Annotated in this window: 20 protein-coding genes; 10 read left to right on the top strand and 10 right to left on the bottom strand. The window is 65.7% G+C overall.

From position 1 onward, the window contains the following. Positions 1–21 precede the first annotated feature (21 nt). Complete coding sequence (gene ponA2, locus AADZ55_RS21970; RefSeq protein ID WP_085325598.1) at positions 22–2,454, bottom strand: transglycosylase/D,D-transpeptidase PonA2; 2,433 nt, start codon at positions 2,452–2,454, stop codon at positions 22–24. 361 nt (positions 2,455–2,815) lie between these two features. On the opposite strand from ponA2, the gene whiB4 reads away from it, so the two are divergent. Then, positions 2,816–3,172, top strand: a complete 357-nt coding sequence (gene whiB4 / locus AADZ55_RS21965) for a transcriptional regulator WhiB4 (protein WP_085325597.1) — start codon at positions 2,816–2,818, stop codon at positions 3,170–3,172. Positions 3,173–3,431: 259 nt separating this feature from the next. On the opposite strand, the gene AADZ55_RS21960 is transcribed toward whiB4, so the two are convergent. Next, the gene (locus AADZ55_RS21960; RefSeq protein ID WP_085325596.1) at positions 3,432–4,592 is read right to left on the bottom strand and encodes an ArsA family ATPase; all 1,161 of its coding nucleotides are present in this window, start codon (positions 4,590–4,592) and stop codon (positions 3,432–3,434) included. Then, on the bottom strand, positions 4,589–5,611 hold the full coding sequence (locus AADZ55_RS21955) for an ArsA-related P-loop ATPase (protein ID WP_085325595.1): 1,023 nt from the start codon (positions 5,609–5,611) through the stop codon (positions 4,589–4,591). The genes AADZ55_RS21960 and AADZ55_RS21955 overlap by 4 nt, the downstream gene beginning before the upstream one ends. An 85-nt stretch (positions 5,612–5,696) precedes the next feature. Between AADZ55_RS21955 and AADZ55_RS21950 the strand changes: the two genes are divergently transcribed. The 3 genes from AADZ55_RS21950 to AADZ55_RS21940 are packed head-to-tail and all read left to right on the top strand — an operon-like array spanning position 5,697 to position 7,127. Then, the gene (locus tag AADZ55_RS21950; RefSeq protein WP_003419736.1) at positions 5,697–5,858 is read left to right on the top strand and encodes a DUF4177 domain-containing protein; all 162 of its coding nucleotides are present in this window, start codon (positions 5,697–5,699) and stop codon (positions 5,856–5,858) included. 15 nt (positions 5,859–5,873) lie between these two features. Further along, positions 5,874–6,329 carry a RidA family protein gene (locus AADZ55_RS21945; protein WP_085325594.1) on the top strand — a complete coding sequence of 152 codons (456 nt, stop codon included), beginning with the start codon at positions 5,874–5,876 and terminating at the stop codon, positions 6,327–6,329. Between the two features lie 6 nt (positions 6,330–6,335). Next, a complete protein-coding gene (locus tag AADZ55_RS21940; RefSeq protein WP_085325593.1) occupies positions 6,336–7,127 on the top strand; it encodes an MBL fold metallo-hydrolase in 792 nt (263 codons plus the stop codon). A 151-nt stretch (positions 7,128–7,278) separates the two neighbouring features. Here the strand turns inward: AADZ55_RS21940 and crp are convergent, their stop codons facing one another. Beyond that, positions 7,279–7,953 (bottom strand): cAMP-activated global transcriptional regulator CRP, encoded by a 675-nt coding sequence (crp, locus tag AADZ55_RS21935; protein ID WP_085325592.1) that lies wholly within the window; start codon positions 7,951–7,953, stop codon positions 7,279–7,281. Positions 7,954–8,052: 99 nt separating this feature from the next. Further along, positions 8,053–8,448, bottom strand: a complete 396-nt coding sequence (locus AADZ55_RS21930) for a hypothetical protein (protein ID WP_085325591.1) — start codon at positions 8,446–8,448, stop codon at positions 8,053–8,055. A gap of 161 nt (positions 8,449–8,609) precedes the next feature. Here AADZ55_RS21930 and nth point away from each other — a divergent pair, with 161 nt between their 5' ends. The 4 genes from nth (at position 8,610) to marP (ending at position 12,128) form a co-directional block, all read left to right on the top strand. Continuing rightward, the gene (gene nth, locus AADZ55_RS21925; RefSeq protein ID WP_085325590.1) at positions 8,610–9,290 is read left to right on the top strand and encodes an endonuclease III; all 681 of its coding nucleotides are present in this window, start codon (positions 8,610–8,612) and stop codon (positions 9,288–9,290) included. Between the two features lie 36 nt (positions 9,291–9,326). After that, on the top strand, positions 9,327–9,974 hold the full coding sequence (locus AADZ55_RS21920; RefSeq protein ID WP_085325589.1) for a TlpA family protein disulfide reductase: 648 nt from the start codon (positions 9,327–9,329) through the stop codon (positions 9,972–9,974). Positions 9,975–10,104: 130 nt separating this feature from the next. Next, on the top strand, positions 10,105–10,929 hold the full coding sequence (locus tag AADZ55_RS21915; RefSeq protein WP_085325588.1) for an NUDIX hydrolase: 825 nt from the start codon (positions 10,105–10,107) through the stop codon (positions 10,927–10,929). A 5-nt stretch (positions 10,930–10,934) separates the two neighbouring features. Next, on the top strand, positions 10,935–12,128 hold the full coding sequence (gene marP / locus AADZ55_RS21910; RefSeq protein WP_085325646.1) for an acid resistance serine protease MarP: 1,194 nt from the start codon (positions 10,935–10,937) through the stop codon (positions 12,126–12,128). Here the strand turns inward: marP and AADZ55_RS21905 are convergent. Further along, entirely contained in the window at positions 12,121–13,104 is a 984-nt protein-coding gene (locus AADZ55_RS21905) for an alpha/beta fold hydrolase (RefSeq protein ID WP_085325587.1), read from the bottom strand. The two genes, marP and AADZ55_RS21905, sit on opposite strands and share 8 nt — an antisense overlap. After that, positions 13,105–13,623, bottom strand: a complete 519-nt coding sequence (locus AADZ55_RS21900; RefSeq protein WP_085325586.1) for a phage holin family protein — start codon at positions 13,621–13,623, stop codon at positions 13,105–13,107. 399 nt (positions 13,624–14,022) lie between these two features. On the opposite strand from AADZ55_RS21900, the gene AADZ55_RS21895 reads away from it, so the two are divergent. Continuing rightward, positions 14,023–14,721, top strand: a complete 699-nt coding sequence (locus AADZ55_RS21895) for a peptidase (RefSeq protein ID WP_085325585.1) — start codon at positions 14,023–14,025, stop codon at positions 14,719–14,721. 34 nt (positions 14,722–14,755) lie between these two features. Here the strand turns inward: AADZ55_RS21895 and acs are convergent, their stop codons facing one another. The 3 genes from acs to AADZ55_RS21880 all read right to left on the bottom strand — a co-directional run bounded on the left by acs (position 14,756) and on the right by AADZ55_RS21880 (position 17,792). Then, the gene (acs, locus tag AADZ55_RS21890; protein WP_085325584.1) at positions 14,756–16,711 is read right to left on the bottom strand and encodes an acetate--CoA ligase; all 1,956 of its coding nucleotides are present in this window, start codon (positions 16,709–16,711) and stop codon (positions 14,756–14,758) included. Between the two features lie 115 nt (positions 16,712–16,826). Then, entirely contained in the window at positions 16,827–17,411 is a 585-nt protein-coding gene (locus AADZ55_RS21885) for a DUF4232 domain-containing protein (RefSeq protein ID WP_242670175.1), read from the bottom strand. A 111-nt stretch (positions 17,412–17,522) separates the two neighbouring features. Continuing rightward, positions 17,523–17,792: a hypothetical protein gene (locus AADZ55_RS21880; RefSeq protein WP_085325583.1), complete on the bottom strand. Its 270-nt coding sequence runs from the start codon at positions 17,790–17,792 to the stop codon at positions 17,523–17,525. 262 nt (positions 17,793–18,054) lie between these two features. Between AADZ55_RS21880 and AADZ55_RS21875 the strand changes: the two genes are divergently transcribed. Further along, on the top strand, positions 18,055–19,689 hold the full coding sequence (locus AADZ55_RS21875; RefSeq protein ID WP_085325582.1) for a peptide ABC transporter substrate-binding protein: 1,635 nt from the start codon (positions 18,055–18,057) through the stop codon (positions 19,687–19,689). Position 19,690 lies beyond the last annotated feature (1 nt).

Here is a 19,690-nt window from a genome sequence, read left to right as displayed (position 1 = left end):
GGCACGTGGCCCACTGGAGGCCTACGGAGGAGGCGCGGGCGGTGGCGGTGCCAACAGCGGGATGGTGATCGGCGGCAGCCCCGGAATCTCTACCACCTGCGATCCGACCGGAAGTGGCGGCCCACCATCCTCCGGCAGTAGCGGCAGCGGCGGAGGCGGCGGGATGCCGTTGCTGATCTGGATCGTGACGATCGAACCCGGAATGGTTTGACCGCTGGGTGATGTTCCGACCACCTCGCCGTACTTGGCGGAGCTGTTGACGGAGTTGGTTTGGTCGGCGACCTGGAAACCCGCGTCCTTTAAACGCTGGCGTGCGGCGTCGACATCCAGACCGGCCACGCTCGGTACCCGTGAGCCCGGTGAGCCGTCGACATAGCGCGGATCGGTTGGTGGCAAATGCACCTCGCCGAAGTTGTTGGCGATCGGCTTCATGGCGGTGAACCAGGTGCGCGAAGGCTCGTTGCCGCCGTACAGGTCGCCGCTTCCGCAATGGCGCAGCGGGCCGGAGCACAGGTCTGTCGGCGAGCTGGAGTCGTCGTAGATGTAGTTCGCCGCCGCGTAGCGGTTGGTGAAGCCAACGAAGCCGGCGGACCGGTGGGCCTCACTGGTGCCGGTCTTGCCGGACACCGGCAGGTCCCAGCCCGCCGCGCCGGCTGAACCGGCCGCCGTGCCGCTGCCTACGGCGTCCTTACTCATCGCGTTGGCGAGGGTGTTCGCTAGCCCCTCGGGTACCACCTGGTCGCACGTCTCGGTGGTGACGGCGACTTCGTTGCCATTGCGGTCGATGAGCTGGTTGATCGGGTTCGGGGGGCACCACACGCCGCCGGACGCCAATGTGGCCGCGACGTTCGACAGTTCCAGCGCGTTTACCTCGATGGGTCCGAGGGTGAATGAACCGATGTTCTGCCGTTTGACGAAGTCGGCCAAGCTCTCGTTGCTGTCGGGGTTGTAGTCGCGTGCGGTGCCGGGATTCGCGTAGGACCTCAGCCCGAGTTTGATGGCCATATCGACCGTACGCCCCACCCCGACCTGCGAGATCAGCTTGGCGAATGCGGTGTTGGGCGAGGTTGCCAGCGCGTCGGTGACGTTCATCGATCCGCGGTAGTTGCCGGCGTTCACCACACACCAGGTCTCTTTGGGGCACCCCTTCGCCCCGCCACTTCCCAGGCCTTTGGCCTGGAATCGGGGCGGCACGTCGAGTTGGGCGTTAATGCCCATGCCCATGTCCAGGGCGGCGGCGGTGGTGAAGATTTTGAAGATGGATCCGGCGCCGTCGCCGACCAGGGAGAACGGCTGTGGCCGCATGGTTTCGCCGGCTTCTATGTCCAACCCGTACTTGCGGTTGCTGGCCATGGCCAGCACTTTGTGCGAATCCTTACCGGGTTTGACCACGCTCATCACGCTGGAAATGCCCGCGAGGTTCGGGCTGGCGTACTTGTCGATAGCAGCCTTGACCGGTGTCTGCACCTCCGGGTCAAGGGTGGTGCGGATCAAGTACCCCCCCTTGGCGACCTGTTCCTTGCTGATCCCGGCCCGAGACAGGTACTCCTGGACGTAGTCGCAGAAGAATGCGCGGTCGCCGGCCGCGATGCAGCCGCGCGGCAGCTCATTGGGCTGCGGCAGTACGCCCAGTGGCTCGGCCTTGGCGGCGCGCAATGCCTCCGCCTCCCCGGGAAGGTTCTCGATCATGGTGTCCAGGACCACATTCCGCCGGGCCAACGCGCCCTCCGGGTTGGTGTACGGGTTGAGGGTGCTGGTGGACTGCACCATGCCCGCGAGCAGCGCCGCTTGCTGCCAATTCAGGTCGGACGCGTTGATGCCGAAGTAGGTCTGCGCCGCGTCCTGGACGCCGAACGAGTTGTTGCCGAACGAGACCAGATTCAGATATCGGGTCAGGATTTCGGATTTGGTGAAGGTTTTGTCCAGCGTGAGCGCCATCCGGATCTCGCGAAGCTTGCGCGCCGGAGTGGTTTCGACGGCCGCTCGCTTCTCGGCATCGGTCTGGGCGGTCACCAGCAGTTGGTAGTTCTTCACGTACTGCTGTTCGAGTGTCGAGCCGCCGCGAGTGTCGAGATCGCCGGATGCATAGCCGGCCAGGCCGGTCAGGGTGCCCTTCCAGTCCACGCCGTTGTGGTCAGCGAACCGCTTATCTTCGATCGAGACGATCGCCAGCTTCATCGTGTTGGCGATCTTGTCCGAGGGCACCTCAAACCGACGCTGGGAATACAGCCATGCGATCGTGTTGCCCTTCGCGTCGACCATCGTCGATACCGCCGGCACTTGCCCCTCGAGCAGCTGAGCCGAGCCGTTGGCTACTACCTCAGAGGCGCGATTGGACATCAGCCCGAGCCCGCCTGCGAACGGGAACATAAGGGCAGTGGCCACGACACCGGCCAACAAGCAGCACCCAGCCAACTTCAGGACGGTGATCGCGGCCGGCGGGCGCTCGGGCATGGGTACTACAGTAGCGACCCCCAGTCACGCCACCGCGCCGCTCACTCCAAAAAATCTTTCTCGAGGCAGGTGCGGGGGGAGCGCCGCTAGGGGCGGGCCGATATTTGCGGCTGCGTCACTGGTCAGCCCCCTAAACGGGACCGAAGCGACTGCATTTCCCCCGGCCGATCGGGACAAGACGGCACGCGCGTCCCAAAAAAAGCGTTATCGTACTGTTGCGCAATTGGCACTGGACCACCTAACTTATACAGATCAGTGAGATACAGGTAACACCGATGGGCACAGTGTGGCGTCGCTCGCAACATCGGCTGTTTCCGAGGAGGGCGGTCGCAACCCGCGGCCGAGAGGAAGGGATCAGCTCGTGTCAGGAACACGCCCGGCCGCGCGAAGGACGAACCTCGTGGCCGCACAGAACGTGCTACGAAGCGTTGACGCGGAAGAGCGGATCGCGTGGGTGTCAAAGGCGCTGTGCCGGACGACCGACCCCGATGAACTCTTTGTCCGGGGAGCTGCACAACGCAAAGCCGCGGTGATTTGCCGCCACTGTCCGGTAATGCAGGAGTGCGCGGCAGATGCGCTGGATAACAAGGTCGAGTTCGGCGTGTGGGGTGGCATGACCGAGCGCCAGCGCAGGGCTCTGCTCAAGCAGCATCCCGAGGTGGTTTCGTGGTCGGACTACCTCGAGAAGCGTAAGCGCCGCACCGGCACCGCTGGATAGCCTCTCGGGACTGTCGATAGGACCACCGGCCCCTGCTGTTCTGATTACGTTTTTGTTACGAGCCAGCCTAGTAGCTCCAATTGGCTTGTGCCCAATAGGAACTGGCGTGTGCCCAATAGGTCGATCCTAATCATCGCCCGGCTTCTCAGCGGGCCGCCGTGCGGCCCGCATCGTCACCGACCGGGTCTGATGGGCCGGCTTCTCAGCGGGCCGCCGTGCGGCCCGCATCGTCACCGACCGGGTCTGATGGGCCGGCTTCTCAGCGGGCCGCCGTGCGGCCCGCATCGTCACCGACCGAAGTGATCTGGTCGGCGAGCGCACGTAGCGCTTCCAGGTCGGAGACGTCAAACGGCAGCGACGGTACCCCAACAACCGGCACGGTGGGATTGGCTCCGGTGAACCGGGACAGCAGCCGGACCTCCCGTTTCGCGGTCTGCCCGCGCTCGGCATGGATCCGCAGCACGGCTGTGGTCAGCGATGTGGCGCCGGAGTCGGTGGCCTCGGCTTCCAAGGTTTCGGCAGCGTCGATTGCCCGCTCGATCGGCAATGCGCACAGCGTCGGGTGGGTGCGGTTCAGGACGAGTCCAGCTAGCGGCATGCTCTCCTGTGACAGCCGGTCGACGAAGAAGGACGCCTCGCGCAGGGCGTCGGGTTCGGCCGCTGACACCACCACGAACTGGGTGCCGCGCCGTTTCAACAACGCGTAAGTGCGGTCGGCCTTCTCGCGGAAACCGCCGAACGTGGCGTCCAGAGATTGCACGAATGCCGCCGCGTCGGCCAGCATCTGGGAACCCAGCACGGTGGACAACGCCTTCATCGCCAATCCCATTGCGCCAGTTATTAGTCGCCCGATACCCCGGCCGGGTGCGAGTAGCAGCCTCCACAGCCGGCTATCCATGAAGCTGCCCAATCGTTTTGGCGCGTCCAAGAAGTCGAGCGCGTTACGCGACGGCGGGGTGTCTACCACAATCAGGTCCCAGCGGTCCTGGCCTAGCAGTTGGCCCAGCTTCTCCATGGCCATATACTCTTGGGTGCCGGCAAGTGATGTAGCAACAGTCTGATAGAACTGGTTGTCCAGAATCGATTGTGCCCGTTCGGATCCGGAGTATTGCATCACCATCTCGTCGAACGTGCGGCGCATGTCGAGCATCATCGCGTGCAGCTCGCCGGGAACTTCGGGCGCCATTGGCACGCGCTGTGGTGTGTTGCCAAGATCGTTGATCCCCAACGCTTGTGCCAATCGCTTGGCTGGGTCAATCGTCAAGACAACCACGATGCGGCCATATTCGGCCGCACGCAGCGCCAGCGCCGCCGCGGTAGTGGTCTTGCCGACACCACCGGCCCCGCAGCACACAACCACCCGGTTTGATGTGTCGGCCAGGATCGCGGCCATATCAAGGGTTTTCGGTGTGATACTCATCGAACCCCCTGCTGGGCAAGTAATTCCGAGAGCTCGTAGAGGCTGCCAAGGTCGACACCGTCAGGGATAGTCGGCAATTCCAATCGCGGTACCTGCAGGGCGTCGAGCTGTTGCGCGGTCTCGGCGCGTGCGGTGATTAGGGTGGCGTGCTGGATGGTTTCGGTCAAGAGGCCAGCGAAATCGGCGTCAGGGAGCTTGATTCCGGCCGTCAACAACCCGGCCTGGACCGAGTCTGCGTCGATGTCACCGTCCGCGGCTTCAGCCAGGTCTCGAGGCTCCAGATGGGCGGGGATGTTGCGGTTCACGATCACACTGCCGATCGGCAGCTCCATCTCCGCAAGCTCCTCAATGGCCTCCAGAGTCTCCTGGACCGGTAGCGCCTCCAGCAGCGTGACCAAGTGGATTGCCGTCTGGTCGGAGTGCAGCAACCTCACTACGCCTTCGCTTTGCGCGTGCACTGGTCCGCCCTTGGCTAGGTCGGACACCGCCTTGGTGACATCGAGGAAGCGCGCTATCCGCCCGGTCGGTGGTGCGTCGACGACGATCGCGTCATAGACCGGCAGCTTGTTCTTATCGACGCGTACCACCGTCTCCTTGATCTTGCCGGTGAGTAGCACGTCGCGCAGACCGGGCGCGATTGTCGTCGCGAACTCGATCGCGCCGATGCGTCGCATTGCTCGGCCTGCGATACCGAGGTTGTAGAACATGTCGAGGTATTCCAGGAAAGCGGCCTCGATGTCGATTGCCAGGGCGTTGACCTGACCGCCGCGCTCGGCGGTCGCGATCTTTAGTTCCTGGTAGGGCAGGGGCGGGACGTCGAAGAGTTGCGCGATCCCTTGGCGCCCCTCGACTTCGATAAGCAGGACTTTGCGGCCCCCGGCCGCCAGGGTCAGCGCCAGCGCGGCCGCGATCGTCGACTTTCCAGTACCGCCTTTGCCGGTCACAAAGTGCAGGCGGGCTTTTGATAAGCGCGACGGCCAGCCAACGGAACTACCGCCGCTAGGTGTGTTCGCCACCATCGCATGCTAGCCCGACGTCCCGGCGATCTTTCCCGGCTACCGGGCTGCGCGGAGCGGGTCGAGTCCGACGGATAAGCTCGCGGGCATGACCCAACCCACCGCATGGGAGTACGCGACGGTCCCGCTGCTGACGCACGCCACCAAACAGATCCTCGACCAGTGGGGCGCCGATGGCTGGGAGCTGGTGGCGGTGCTGCCCGGGCCCACCGGTGAACAGCACGTCGCTTACCTGAAGCGCCCTAAGTAGGAGGTATCACGGTTAATGAGCGTCAAGGCCAGGCTTGGTCAACTCGGTGTCGCGCTACCGCAATTGGTGGCGCCGCTGGCCGCCTACGTTCCAGCGGTGCGCACCGGCAATCTCGTCTACACCGCGGGCCAGCTGCCGTTCGAGGCCGGCAAGCTGGTGCGGACCGGCAAGGTTGGCGCCGACGTCGGCCCCGAGGACGCCAAAGCGCTTGCGCGGATCTGCGCGCTCAATGCGCTGGCAGCCGTGGATTCGCTGGTGGGTTTGGACGCGGTGAACCAGGTGGTCAAAGTCGTCGGGTTCGTCGCTTCCGCGCCGGGTTTTCACGGCCAGCCGAGTGTCATCAATGGGGCTTCCGACCTGTTGGCCGAAGTATTCGGCGATAGCGGCGCGCATGCGCGTTCGGCGGTGGGCGTATCCGAGCTACCGTTGGACGCTCCGGTGGAAGTTGAGTTAATCGTGGAGGTCCGATAGCGGCCGATGTCCATGACAGCCCAGTCGCTGACCCATCCCGCCTACGGCCGGTTGCGGGCGGTCACCGACACCGCGTCCGTGTTGTTGGCCGACAACCCCGGGTTGTTGACGTTGGACGGCACCAATACTTGGGTGCTGCGTGGCCCGGGAAGTGACGAGGTGGTCATTGTCGATCCCGGACCGGACGACGACGAGCACATTGCACGGGTTGCCGCGCTGGGCCGCATCGCGCTGGTGCTGATCAGCCACCGGCACGGTGACCACACCACCGGCATCGACAAGCTGGTCGAGTTGACCGGGGCGCCGGTACGCGCAGCGGATCCGCAGTTCTTGCGCGGCGATGGGGTGAAGCTAGGCGACGGCGAAGTGATCGATGCCGCAGGGTTGACGATCAAGGTGCTGGCCACTCCCGGCCACACTGCCGACTCGCTGTCGTTTGTCCTCGACGACGCCGTGCTCACCGCCGACACCGTGTTGGGCCGCGGGACCACGGTAATCGACAAGGACGACGGCAGCCTGGCTGACTACCTGGAATCGCTGCACCGGCTGCGCGGCCTGGGCGGGCGGACGGTGCTGCCGGGGCACGGCCCGGACTTGGTCGACCTGGAGGCCGTCGCGTCGGGATACTTGATGCACCGGCACGAACGTCTCGAGCAGGTACGTGCTGCCTTGCGGGATCTTGGTGACGACGCCACGGTCCGCGAGGTCGTCGAACACGTCTACGTCGATGTCGACGAGAGGCTCTGGGATGCGGCCGAATGGTCGGTGCAGGCGCAACTGGACTATCTGCGCCGCTGAAGCCCGCCGAAACTGTAGATGGCGTGCGAAAGTGCGAGTAGAACCCTCGGTAACTACAGGCTCGGCGCAATAGCGGGCGCCCGCGCTGCCCGCGCGCTTACCTCGCTCGGGGTAGGATGCTCGCTCGGTTGCGCCCGCGCTGCCCGCGCGCTTACCTCGCTCGGCGCGCCAGTCGTTCGGAATCAGAGATCAGCACGCTCTTGCCCTCAAGGCGGATCCAGCCGCGGTGAGCGAAATCAGCCAGCGCCTTGTTCACCGTTTCGCGGGAAGCCCCGACCAGCTGGGCGATTTCCTCCTGCGTCAGATCATGGGTGACCCGCATTGCGCCACCTTCCTGGGTCCCGAAGCGCTGGGCGAGCTGCAACAGCTGCTTGGCCACCCGGCCGGGCACGTCAGTGAAGATGAGGTCGGCCAGATTGTTGTTGGTGCGACGCAGCCTGCGCGCCAACACCCGCAGCAGCTGCTCGGCGATCTCGGGACGATCGGCGATCCATGCCCGCAGCGCGTCGCGGTCCATCGACACCGCTCGCACCTCGGTGATCGTGGTAGCGCTGGATGTCCGTGGCCCCGGGTCGAAGATCGACAACTCGCCGAACATGTCTGACGGGCCCATGATGGTCAGCAGGTTCTCCCGGCCGTCGGGTGAGCGGCGACCGATCTTGACCTTCCCGGCAATGATGATGTACAGCCGATCGCCCGGCTCCCCTTCCGCGAAAACCGTATGTCCGCGGGGGAAATCGACGGGCTGCAGTTGCTTGGTCAGTGCGGCGATTGCGCTGGGCTCAACCCCTTGGAAGATTCCTGCTCTTGCCAGGATCTCGTCCACGTTGCCTCTTCAAACTTTCCGACGAAGTGATACGGGCAGACTAACCGCTTGCCAACGAGAAGAGTCTAGAGGTAGGCCAGTCGGTTCGCCGTGCCAACGCTACACACGATTTATGTGTCGGGTCGTCCTAAACTGCGGATTGGATCGAGCGTGCCTGTGTGCTCGAGTCGGTAAGCCCGGCTCGGCGGGACCAGCGTGGTCGGTGGCAAACAACCGCTCGGCGTCGTGCGTCCCGGCGCCGGAGCCGGGAAACGGCGGATCAGTGAGCCGCTGGGCTTGCCGTCGATGCAGGTATTCCAGCGCCTCCGGCATTCCGTCCCGGGCCAGCGTACGCACGTCCACGGCCTCGGCCTGCTCGAGAAACTCGGCGACATCGGTCGCCGTGACGGCGTCGTGGGCAAGAGTCTTTTCCAGCCGCCCCAACCCGAGGGTCGCCAACATCAACAACCCGGGAACGCAGGCCACGAGCAACCATGACACAAGGAGAGTAAACATGGCTTAGGTCTCAGTGAGATCACGAAATCAGTACTCTGTCGTAGGTGACAGCGGCGAAGTCGTCCGGGCGTTCTAGGTCAAAGCCGGCAGCGCCCAGCACCGGCGGGGCCCGGCGCTGGTCTGCAGAAACCCGGATCGGGTTGGTGCGACGGGCGCGACGGATGAATCGCGCACTGGCGCAGGCGTTTCCGCACGTATACTGCGAGCTGGACTTCACATCGCCGCTCGAGCTGGCGGTAGCCACCATTCTTTCGGCGCAGAGCACCGACAAGCGGGTGAATTTGACGACGCCAGCCTTGTTCGCCCGGTACCGGACAGCACTGGACTACGCCCAGGCGGAGCGCGCCGAGCTGGAGAGCCTCATCCGCCCCACTGGTTTCTACCGCAACAAGGCGGCCTCTCTCATCGGCCTGGGGCAAGCCCTGGTCGAGCGGTTTGGCGGTGAGGTGCCGGCCACCATGGACGAGTTGGTCACGCTGCCCGGAGTCGGGCGCAAGACCGCGAATGTCATCCTCGGAAACGCCTTCAGTACCCCCGGAATCACCGTGGACACTCATTTCGGACGATTGGTGCGGCGGTGGCGCTGGACCACCGAAGAGGATCCGGTCAAGGTGGAGCACGCGGTCGGCGAATTGATCGAACGCAAGGAGTGGACCCTGCTGAGCCACCGAGTGATCTTTCACGGCCGTCGGATATGCCACGCCCGTAAACCGGCGTGTGGTGTCTGTGTGCTCGCCAAGGACTGCCCCTCCTTTGGACTTGGTCCCACTGAACCGCTGCTCGCGGCGCCCCTGGTCCAAGGCCCGGAGACCGAGCACCTGCTGGCCCTGGCCGGGCTGTAATGCCGGGTCTGGGAAGGACCTCGCGATGAGACCGCGATGACGACGCTGACCGGCAGGACCCGCTGGACCATCGCGATTTTGGTTCTGGTGGCAGCGCTGACGGCGGCGCTGGTCAGCCAGCTGCGGGAACACTCCGCCTCGAACGCGACCACCCAGACGCTTATTCCGGGCGAACATCGCGACGCGCAAACCCCGGAAGCATTGGCCGGGCCCCGACAGCGCGCGGACCTGCCGCCCTGTCCCGCCGCGGGTAACGGCCCGGGTCCCGGGGCGCTACGCGGTGTTGTGGTCGAATGCGCGGGGGACGGCTCGGCCGTCGACGTCGCACGCGCGCTGGCCGGACGCCGGGTGGTCATCAATTTTTGGGCGTATTGGTGCGCGCAGTGTGTGGCCGAACTGCCCGCGATGGACGAATATCAACGCCGGGTTGGGTCCGCCGTGACGGTGGTGACGGTGCATCAAGACAAGAATGAGGCGGCCGCGTTGTCTCGGTTGGCCGATCTCGGCGTTCGGCTGCCGACGCTGCAGGATGGCAACCGCAGGGTGGCGGCGGCGCTGCGGGTCGCGAATGTGATGCCCGCGACGGTGGTCCTACGGCCGGACGGTAGCGTTGCCCAAACCCTGCCGCGGGCTTTCGGCAGTGCCGACGAGATCGTGGCTGCGGTCGGAAACGACGCGGGATGAGTCCGGTTTGCGACGCGGGCCGCGTAACCGGCCCGGGAACGCTGCGGGCAGGTGGACTCCGTTCGACGGTGATGCGCCGGGTAGCGGCCTGAGGAGGAGCTGGGCAACTTTGGACCCGAAGGAGGCGCCGATGGGTGCTGGGGCTACGGCCCCGCAGGCGGGTGGCCCAACCCCCACCCGCTCGCGGGAGACGATTGCCCTGACGCCTGGTGCCGGCCCGTCCTGGCTGCGTCCGCTGGTTGACAACGTCGGTCAGATACCCGATGCGTACCGGCGCCGGCTGCCGGCCGATGTGCTGGCGATGGTGACCGCCGCCAGGGCTTTCTCAGCGATGGCGCCGTCGCGCCGTGACCACCGCGAGGCCGCTGTTCTGGTGCTCTTTTCTGGTCCGGAGTCGGGGCCGCCCGACGGTAGTGTCCCCGACGACGCCGACCTGCTGCTGACCGTGCGGGCCTCGACGTTGCGCCACCATGCCGGTCAGGCGGCCTTCCCCGGTGGTGTGGCCGACCCCTCCGACGCTGGGCCGGTGTCCACCGCCCTGCGCGAGGCGAACGAAGAAACCGGGATCGACGTGTCCAGGCTGAACCCACTTGCCACCCTGGAGCGGACGTTCATCGCGCCGTCCCGCTTCCATGTCGTCCCGGTGTTGGCGTACTCGCCGGATCCCGGACCAGTGGCCGTCGTCAACGAGTCCGAAACGGCGATCGTGGCGCGGGTGCCGGTGCGCGCTTTCATCAATCCCGCCAACCGGCTCATGGTGTACCGCGGCTCCATGGGTCGCCGCTGGGCCGGGCCGGCCTTCCTGTTGAACCAGATGCTGGTCTGGGGATTCACTGGTCAGGTGATTTCTGCGGTGCTCGATGTCGCCGGCTGGGCTAAGCCCTGGGACACCAGCGACATCCGCGAGTTGGACGAGGCAATGGTGCTGGTCGACGACGAGAGTGACCCGCGATGAACTCGATGGACCCGTCGCAGTGGCTGGATGTCGCCGTCTTGGCGGTGGCTTTTATCGCAGCCATCTCCGGCTGGCGTGCGGGGGCCCTGGGCTCAGTGCTGTCGTTTGGCGGTGTGCTGTTGGGCGCGGTAGCCGGCGTGCTGTTGGCGCCGCATATCGTCACCCACATCAGCGCACCGCGGGCCAAACTCTTTGCCGCGCTGTTCCTGATCCTGGCGTTGGTCGTGGTCGGCGAGGTCGCCGGTGTGGTGCTGGGCCGCGCTGTCCGCGGCGCGATCCGCAACAGGCCAGTCCGGTTGATCGACTCGGTCATCGGGGTAGGGGTGCAGCTGGTTGTGGTGCTCACCGCGGCGTGGTTGTTGGCGACGCCACTGACACAGTCGAAAGAGCAGCCCGAGCTGGCCGCCGCGGTGCGGGGTTCGCGGGTGCTTGCCCGGGTCAACGAGGTGGCGCCCATCTGGCTGAAGACGGTGCCCAAGCGGTTGTCGGCGCTGCTGAACACCTCCGGGCTGCCCGCGGTCTTGGAGCCGTTCAGCCGCACCCCGGTCATTCCGGTGGCCTCACCAGACCCGGCGTTGGCCAACAGTCCGGTGGTGGCAGCCACCGAGCCAAGCGTCGTCAAGATCCGCAGCCTGGCACCAAGTTGTCAGAAAGTGTTGGAGGGCACCGGCTTCGTGATCTCGCCCGATCGGGTGATGACCAACGCGCACGTGGTGGCCGGATCCAACAGCGTGACCGTGTACGCCAGCGGCAAGCCCTTGGAGGCCACGGTGGTGTCCTACGACCCGTCGGTCGACATCGCATTGCTGGCCGTTCCGAACTTGCCGCCGCCGCCGCTGATCTTCGCACCCCAGCCGGCGAAAACCGGTGCCGACGTTGTGGTGCTGGGCTATCCCGGCGGCGGCAATTTCACCGCTACACCGGCCAGGATTCGCGAGGCCATCAGGCTCAGTGGCCCCGACATCTACCGGGACCCGGAGCCGGTTACCCGCGACGTGTACACCATCAGAGCCGATGTGGAGCAAGGTGATTCGGGTGGACCCCTGATCGATCTCAACGGTCAGGTGCTCGGTGTGGTTTTCGGCGCAGCCGTCGACGACGTCGAAACCGGCTTCGCGTTGACGGCCGGTGAGGTGGCGGGCCAGCTTGCCAAGATCGGCGCCACCCAACCGGTGGGCACCGGGGCCTGCGTCAGCTGAGCTGGTGCACCTGTTCCAGGAAACGCATCAGATGTCGGTTGATTTCCTCCGGCGCCTCTTCGTGGCTGAAATGTCCGGCGCCGGCAATGGATATGTACCGCCCGTGCGGCGCATAGCGCTGGGTGCGCTCGACCGGGTCGGCCAGCACGTAGGGGTCATCGTCGCCGCGTAGGTGCAGCAGCGGCATACCAAGTTGTTGTGTCATCGCCCTCATGAATCGCCGGCCTTCGTCGCGCAGTTGGCTGCGCACCGCCCAGCGCTGGTATTCCAGGGCGGAATGGGCCGCCGCCGGGATCTGGATCGCCCGCCGAAGATGGCCGACTGTTTGTGAGAAGTCCTCGGATGCAAGCCATTTGGCGCAGCTACGGCTGCGCACCAGGCGCTCGATCTCCGCTGCGTTGTTCCGGGTCAGCAGGCGCTCCGGCCAGATCGGCAGCTGGTAGCGCAGCAATGTGGGCAGCAGTGCGCGCCCCTGATCGCGGCGCGTCAGGGTGGATCGCCGTAGGGCCGCCGGGTGCGGCGAGCTGATCAGGGCGATGGCGCGTACCAGCCGGGAATGCAGCAGCGCGGTGGTCCAGCAGGCCAATCCGCCGTCGGCGTGGCCGACCAGCGTCGCCGATGAGTGTCCGAGCGCACGGATAAGTCCGGCTGTATCGCCGGCCAGTGTCCAGCCGTCGTACCCGCGGGGCGGCTTGTCGCTCCCGCCGTAGCCGCGCAGGTCGACCGCGACCACCCGCGCCCCGGTCAGTCCGCACAACTGATGACGCCAGGACCACCAGAACGAACCGAAACCGTGTAGCAGGATGACCAGCGGCAGCGTCATCGCCGGCTCCATGGGGGGCCTGGGCCCATCCTGGCCTTCCGGCTGGCCCGACGGCATCGCCTCGACGACATGGAACCGGATGCCGTTGGCGTGCACGTCTCGATGACGCCATGGCCCGGCGATTCGGGTCATCGACGGATCTGGTGCTGCCATCTACCAACCCGAGGGATCGGCGGGCACCTTGCTATCGGATGTGAGGGGCTTCGCTGACTCGTGGGTCTTGTCGTGGCCCGGGGTGAGCGCGGTGCGCGCCTCTTTGACCGATTCGATGGTTTGCCGCGGCCCCCGGATGCGGTGGACTTTCAGGAAACCCAACACGGCTAGCACGGCGGTGACCACAACCATGATCGCGAAGACGAGCAAGAAAGCCACCCAGCGCCAGATCCAGGTGTCGAGCAATTCGGCGAGGAAAAAAAAGAAGAAGAAGGTGGAGTAGAACCCGACCACCAGCGCCGAGATGAAGAAAACGCTGCCCGTCAGGCCCTTCTTGACGTCGCGGGTGATCTCGGCACGGGCCAGTTCGACCTCGGCCCGGACCAGCGTCGACACTTGAGTTGTCGCCTCTTTGATCAGGTCACCGATCGACGGCTCAGCAGGTCCCGCGTGCGGGTCGGCCAACGGAATCGTGGTCAGCGTGCTGGGCACACCGTTCTTGCGGTCAACCTTGCTCACAGACGGTCCTCTCGATTCAAATTCTCGGCTCGCCCCGGCACGCGGGGGGACCCCCACCACGGGCCGTCGTCCGGCCCGCATCGTCGCCGAGCCCGGTTCGATTGCTCGGCTCCTCCTCGGGCCGTCGTCTGGCCCGCATCGTCACCGAGCGCGGTTCGATTGCTCGGCTCCTCCTCGGGCCGTCGTCCGGCCCGCATCGTCACCGAGCGATTCGCTGTCATCGCGGTTCATGTTGCCATGCGGTGCGGTGCCATACGAGGCCAGCCAACGCCACCGTGGGGCGGAGTTTGCCACGAATTGACGTCGTAGGCCATTTGAACTGCGGCCGACGTTGCCCTCCGATCATTTAGACTGGCGCATCTGTTCTGAGGTGTCCGACGGTTGGACGGGAGTACTACTTTGCAGACGGCGCACCGGCGCTTTGCCGCGGCATTCGTGGCCGTGCTCTTGGCCGTGGTGGGCCTTCCCGTGAAAACGGCGGCAGCCGACGACAAGGTACCGCTGGGTGGTGGTGCGGGCATCGTCGTAAACGGCGGCACAATGTGCACCCTGACCACCATCGGCCACGACAGGAACGGCGACCTCATCGGCTTTACCTCCGCGCACTGTGGCGGCCCGGGCGCGCAGGTCGCCGCCGAGGGTGCCGAAAACAGGGGACCGGTGGGCATCATGGTCGCCGGCAACGACAGCCTGGACTATGCGGTGATCAAGTTCGATCCGGCCAAGGTGACACCGATGGCCATCTTCAACGGGTTCGCGATCAATGGCATCGGCCCGGATCCGACGTTCGGCCAGATCGCTTGCAAGCAGGGCCGCTCGACCGGCAATTCGTGTGGCGTCACTTGGGGGCCGGGCGAGAGTCCGGGCACCATTGTGATGCAGGTCTGCGGCGGACCCGGCGACTCCGGAGCGCCGGTGACCGTCGACAATCTGCTGGTTGGGATGATCCACGGCGCCTTCAGCGAGAATCTGCCGGGTTGCATCACCAAATACATCCCACTGCACACCCCGGCGGTGGTCATGTCGTTCAACGCCGACCTGGCCGACATTGACGCCAAGAACCGGCCCGGCGCGGGATTCGTCCCGGTACCGGCCTAGGTCGGCCGTATCGGCTCGGCTGACGGTGCCACTCTCACGTGGCGGCCCGGATCGCGTCGAACACGGTGGGGTCGAGCAGCGTCGACGTGTCGCCAAGTTCACGGTTCTCGGCGACATCGCGCAGCAGCCTGCGCATGATCTTTCCGCTGCGGGTCTTGGGTAGTTCGGGCACCACATGAACTTCGCGCGGCCGTGCGATGGGTGAGATCACTCCAGCCACTTGGGCGCGCAACTCTTCTGTGGTGCCGTCGTGCGGGGCGTAGTTGGCGCATAGGACGACGAACGCACAGATGGCTTGGGTGGTGGTCTCGTCGGTAACCCCGACCACCGCAGCTTCGGCCACCCCGGAGTGGGCGACGAGCGCGGATTCCACTTCGGCGGTGGAGATCCGGTGCCCGGACACGTTCATCACGTCGTCGATGCGGCCCAGCACCCAGATCGCGCCGTCCGGGTCGATCCGAGCGCCGTCCCCGGCGAAGTAGTAGCCCTTGTCGGCGAACTTGGACCAGTAGGCGTGCCAGTATCGCGCGGGGTCACCCCAGATGCCGCGCAGCATCGACGGCCACGGCTGGTCCAAGACGAGGTACCCGGTGACGTGCGTGGCACTCTCGGTGTCCGGCGGCAGCGGATCGCCGTGGTCGTCGACGATCTTGGCCGAGATCCCGGGTAGCGGCGTCATCGCCGAACCGGGTTTGGCCGCAGCGACTCCGGGTAGCGGCGAGATCATCGCGGAGCCGGTCTCGGTCTGCCACCAGGTATCCACGATCGGGGTGCGTCCACCGCCGATGACGTCGCGGTACCAGCGCCATGCCTCGGGGTTGATCGGCTCGCCGACCGTCCCGAGCAGCCGCAGGCTGGACAGATCGTGGCTGTCCGGGATCTCGCGGCCCCATTTCATGAACGTCCGGATAAGGGTGGGGGCAGTGTAATAGATTGTGACCCTGTATCTTTCGATGATCTGGAAGTGCCGGTGTCGGTCGGGCGAATCGGGGGTGCCCTCGTAGAGAACCTCGGTGATCCCATTGGACAGTGGACCGTAGACGCCGTAGGTGTGGCCGGTGACCCAGCCGATATCGGCGGTGCACCAAAACACGTCATGCTGCGGCTTGACGTCGAAAATGGTGTGCGCCGTGTAGCAACATTGGGTGAGGTAGCCGCCGCTGGTGTGCACGATCCCCTTGGGCTTGCCGGTGGTGCCCGACGTGTACAGCAGGAACAGCGGGTGCTCGGAATCGAAGGGCTCCGGGGTGTGTGCCGGTGCGGCTGAGTCGACGACGTCGTGCCACCAACGGTCGCGGTCGTCGTTCCAGGACACCTCAATTCCCGTGCGCCGCACCACTAGAACGTGTTCGACGGGGCAGTCGGGGAGCGCCGTAAGGGCCTCGTCGGCGGCCGCTTTGAGGGGTGACGGCTTGCCCCGCCGGAACTGCCCGTCCGCGGTGATCAGCAGCTTGGCTTGGGCATCGGCGATCCTGGCCTGCAGGGCCGCGGCGGTGAAGCCGCCGAAAACGACGCTGTGCATGACTCCGAGCCGGGCGCAGGCCAGCATGGCGATCACGGCCTCAGGGATCAACGGCAGGTAGATGGCGACGCGGTCACCGGCCACCAGGCCGAGGTCGGTCAGTGCGTTGGCCGCCTTGCACACCTGGGTCTGCAGATCGGAGTAGGTCAGGGTCCGGCGGTCACCGACCGGCTCTCCTTCCCAGTGGATGGCCACTCGATCCCCGTGGCCGGCCTCGACGTGACGATCCACGCAGTTATAGGCGACGTTGAGCGTGCCATTGATGAACCACTTGGCGTACGGCGCATCCGACCAGTCCAGCACCTCGGTGAACGGTGTCGCCCAGGACAGCCGATGGGCCTGCTTGGCCCAAAAGGCCAGCCGGTCCTCCTCGGCCTCGCGATACAACTCGGCGAGGGCGTTCGCCTGCTGAGCGAACTGCGCCGACGGCGGGTACGACGACGGGACCCCGGGCTCGGTGGCGGTCACTGGCGTTACTCCTCTGTCATCCGCTGCCCGATGGTCAGGGCGATCGATTCCCACCCGGCAACGGGTGTGAGCCTAACCCTGCGACGAAGCGACCCGTACGGGCGAGGTTGCCCGGTCAGGAGAACTGGTACTCAACGGGTTCTGGCGCAATGTGGGTGATGGGGTGCACCTGCAGGTGGCAGGCGTCGATCGTGGCCGGCACGGTGAACACCTCGGTGGTGTCGGGCGGGCTGACGAGTAGTTCGGTGTAGGCGGGGCACTGGTTGCCCCCGCCGTCGATCGCCATGCCCTCCACGATGGCCTGCGCCTCTTGCAATAGCGACAGCGTGACAGTGGGCGGCACATCGACGGCTGCCGGCAAGCCACCCATGTGCCCGCGCAGCGTGGGCTCGGCATGAATGAGCGGCCCGCCAGCGCCCGAGTCGACCCAGGGATAGCCGGTGAGCGTGCACGGCACCGCGCCGCCGGCGAGGGCAAACCTCAGGGTCAGTGCGCGGTGGCCCGGGGTGGCCTGAGTCGACGACGCGGTCACGGCGATCCGATCCGCCCGGCATGGCGCCGGCTCGCCGTTGGTATCAGGTGGTGCGGCCCATGCGGCTGGGCCCAACATGGTGGTGGCGTAGCTCGTTGTGGCCAGGGCAGCGGCGGCGGTTACCCGGTGAACCCGGCGTCGTGGCGGGCGCACTTGAGGTGCGGTCACGACGGTGATTATTACCGCAGAGAGGCCGATAATGAGCGCAAATGACAATATTGCAGGAGCCAAGCCCGTGCGCACACTGAAGTCGGTGCTCAGCGACCCCTCAGACGTCTTCTAACCGGCAGTTGCCAGGCGACCGAGGATCGCCAGCACACCCAACGCCATCAGCACCAGGCCGATGATGATGAGCCTGGTACCCGGCGATCCACCTTGCGGCGGGGAGAGGGGATCGGTCCGGTGAACACCGGGTTGATCACGACTGCTCGAGCGCTGCTTCAGGCCAACGATCAGCAAGACCCATCCCAGTGTCGGAACGCCGAGCGCCGCGATCAGATACCCCGCCTGAAACGCGGCGCCATTCGCGGCGAGGTATGTCACGGTCACTGGCGGGATTCTAGGTTGTGGATGGGAGCCGCGTGTTGATGTGTCTATGAGCCGGATCACTGCAAGTGGTACATCCGCGCCACCGGGTGTGGTCGCAATCGACCGGCAACAGCCTTGTCGACTTGCCACGCGTCACCGAATACCTCGTACATCCAGTCGTCGCGCTCGCCGTCCGGGCAAGAGGGTCTGGCGTCCGGGGCGGCACTTCACTACTCACGGGGCTGCCGGACCCGGCGCCGCCGCACGCCCTAAGGTCGCTGTCATGGTGCGTCGGTTGCGGACCACGCTGGCCTGGATTGCCCCGGTGGCTGCCGCCGTGCTGGTCGTCGCGCCGGTGGCCGCTTGCGGCGGCGGTGTGCTGAGCCCCGATGTGGTGCTGGTCAACGGCGGCGAACCGCCCAACCCGCTGATCCCGACGGGCACCAACGACAGCAATGGCGGCCGCATCCTTGACCGGCTGTTCGCCGGCCTGATGTCCTATGACGCCACCGGCAAGCCGTCGCCGGAGGTCGCCCAGTCGATCGAGACCACCGACAACGTCAACTACCGAATCACCCTCAAACCGGGTTGGAAGTTCACCGACGGCTCGCCGGTGACGGCCCATTCATTCGTCAACGCGTGGAACTACGGGGCGTCGAGCACCAATGCCCAACTGCAGCAGCAGTTTTTCAGCCCGATCGAGGGGTTCGACGAGGTAGCCGGCGCACCGGGGGACGGAAGGCGGACCACCATGTCCGGGTTGCGCGTGGTCACCGACCTCGAGTTCACCGTGCGGCTCAAGGCGCCGACCATCGACTTCACGTTGCGACTGGGCCACAGCTCGTTCTATCCGCTGCCGGACGCGGCATTTCAGGACATGGCGGCATTTGGCCGCAACCCGATCGGCAATGGCCCGTACCAGCTTGCCGACGATTCGGACGGGCCGGCCTGGGAACACAATGTCAAAATCGACCTGGTGCCCAACCCGGGCTACCACGGCAACCGGAAACCTCGCAACAAAGGTCTGCGATTCGAGTTCTACGCGAATCTAGACACCGCATACGCCGACCTGCTGTCCGGCAATCTCGATGTCCTGGACACGATTCCGCCGAGCGCGTTGCCGATCTACAAGCGTGACCTGGGTGACAACGCCACCAGCGGGCCAGCGGCGGTCAACCAGTCCCTTGACACCCCGTTGCGGCTGCCGCATTTCGGCGGCGAGGAGGGCCGGCTACGCCGGCTGGCCCTGTCGGCCGCCATCAATCGCCCGCAAATCTGCCAGCATATCTTCGTCGGAACCCGCAGTCCGGCACGCGATTTCACTGCCCGGTCGTTGCCGGGATTCGACCCGAACATACCCGGTAATGAGGTCTTGGACTTCAACCCCGAACGGGCCCGGAAACTCTGGGCGCAAGCCAACGCGATCTCGCCGTGGAGCGGCCGATACGCGATCGCCTACAACGCCGACAGCGGCCATCGGGACTGGGTCGACGCGGTGGCCAACAGCATCAAGAATGTGCTGGGTATCGACGCGGTGGGCGCTCCGCAGCCCACCTTCGCCGGATTGCGCACCCAGATCACCAACCGCACCATCGACAGTGCGTTTCGCGCCGGTTGGCAGGGTGACTACCCATCAATGATTGAGTTCCTCGCTCCGCTGTACGCGACCGGCGCCGGATCCAACGACGTTGGGTACTCCAGTCGGGAGTTCGACGCGGCGCTGGCTACTGCCGAAGCCGCACCCACGCTGCGGGAATCCGATGCGCTGGTCAATGATGCGCAGCGGATCCTGTTTCACGACATGCCCGTTGTCCCGCTGTGGGACTACATCAGCGTGGTCGGATGGTCGTCGCAGGTCAGCAACGTCACCGTCGCCTGGAACGGTCTGCCCGACTACGAGAACATCGTCAAGGCCTGAC

This window comes from Mycobacterium decipiens, from assembly GCF_963853665.1.
GTDB classification, from domain to species: Bacteria; Actinomycetota; Actinomycetes; order Mycobacteriales; family Mycobacteriaceae; genus Mycobacterium; species Mycobacterium decipiens.
This window is presented reverse-complemented; position numbering and strand designations above follow the sequence as displayed.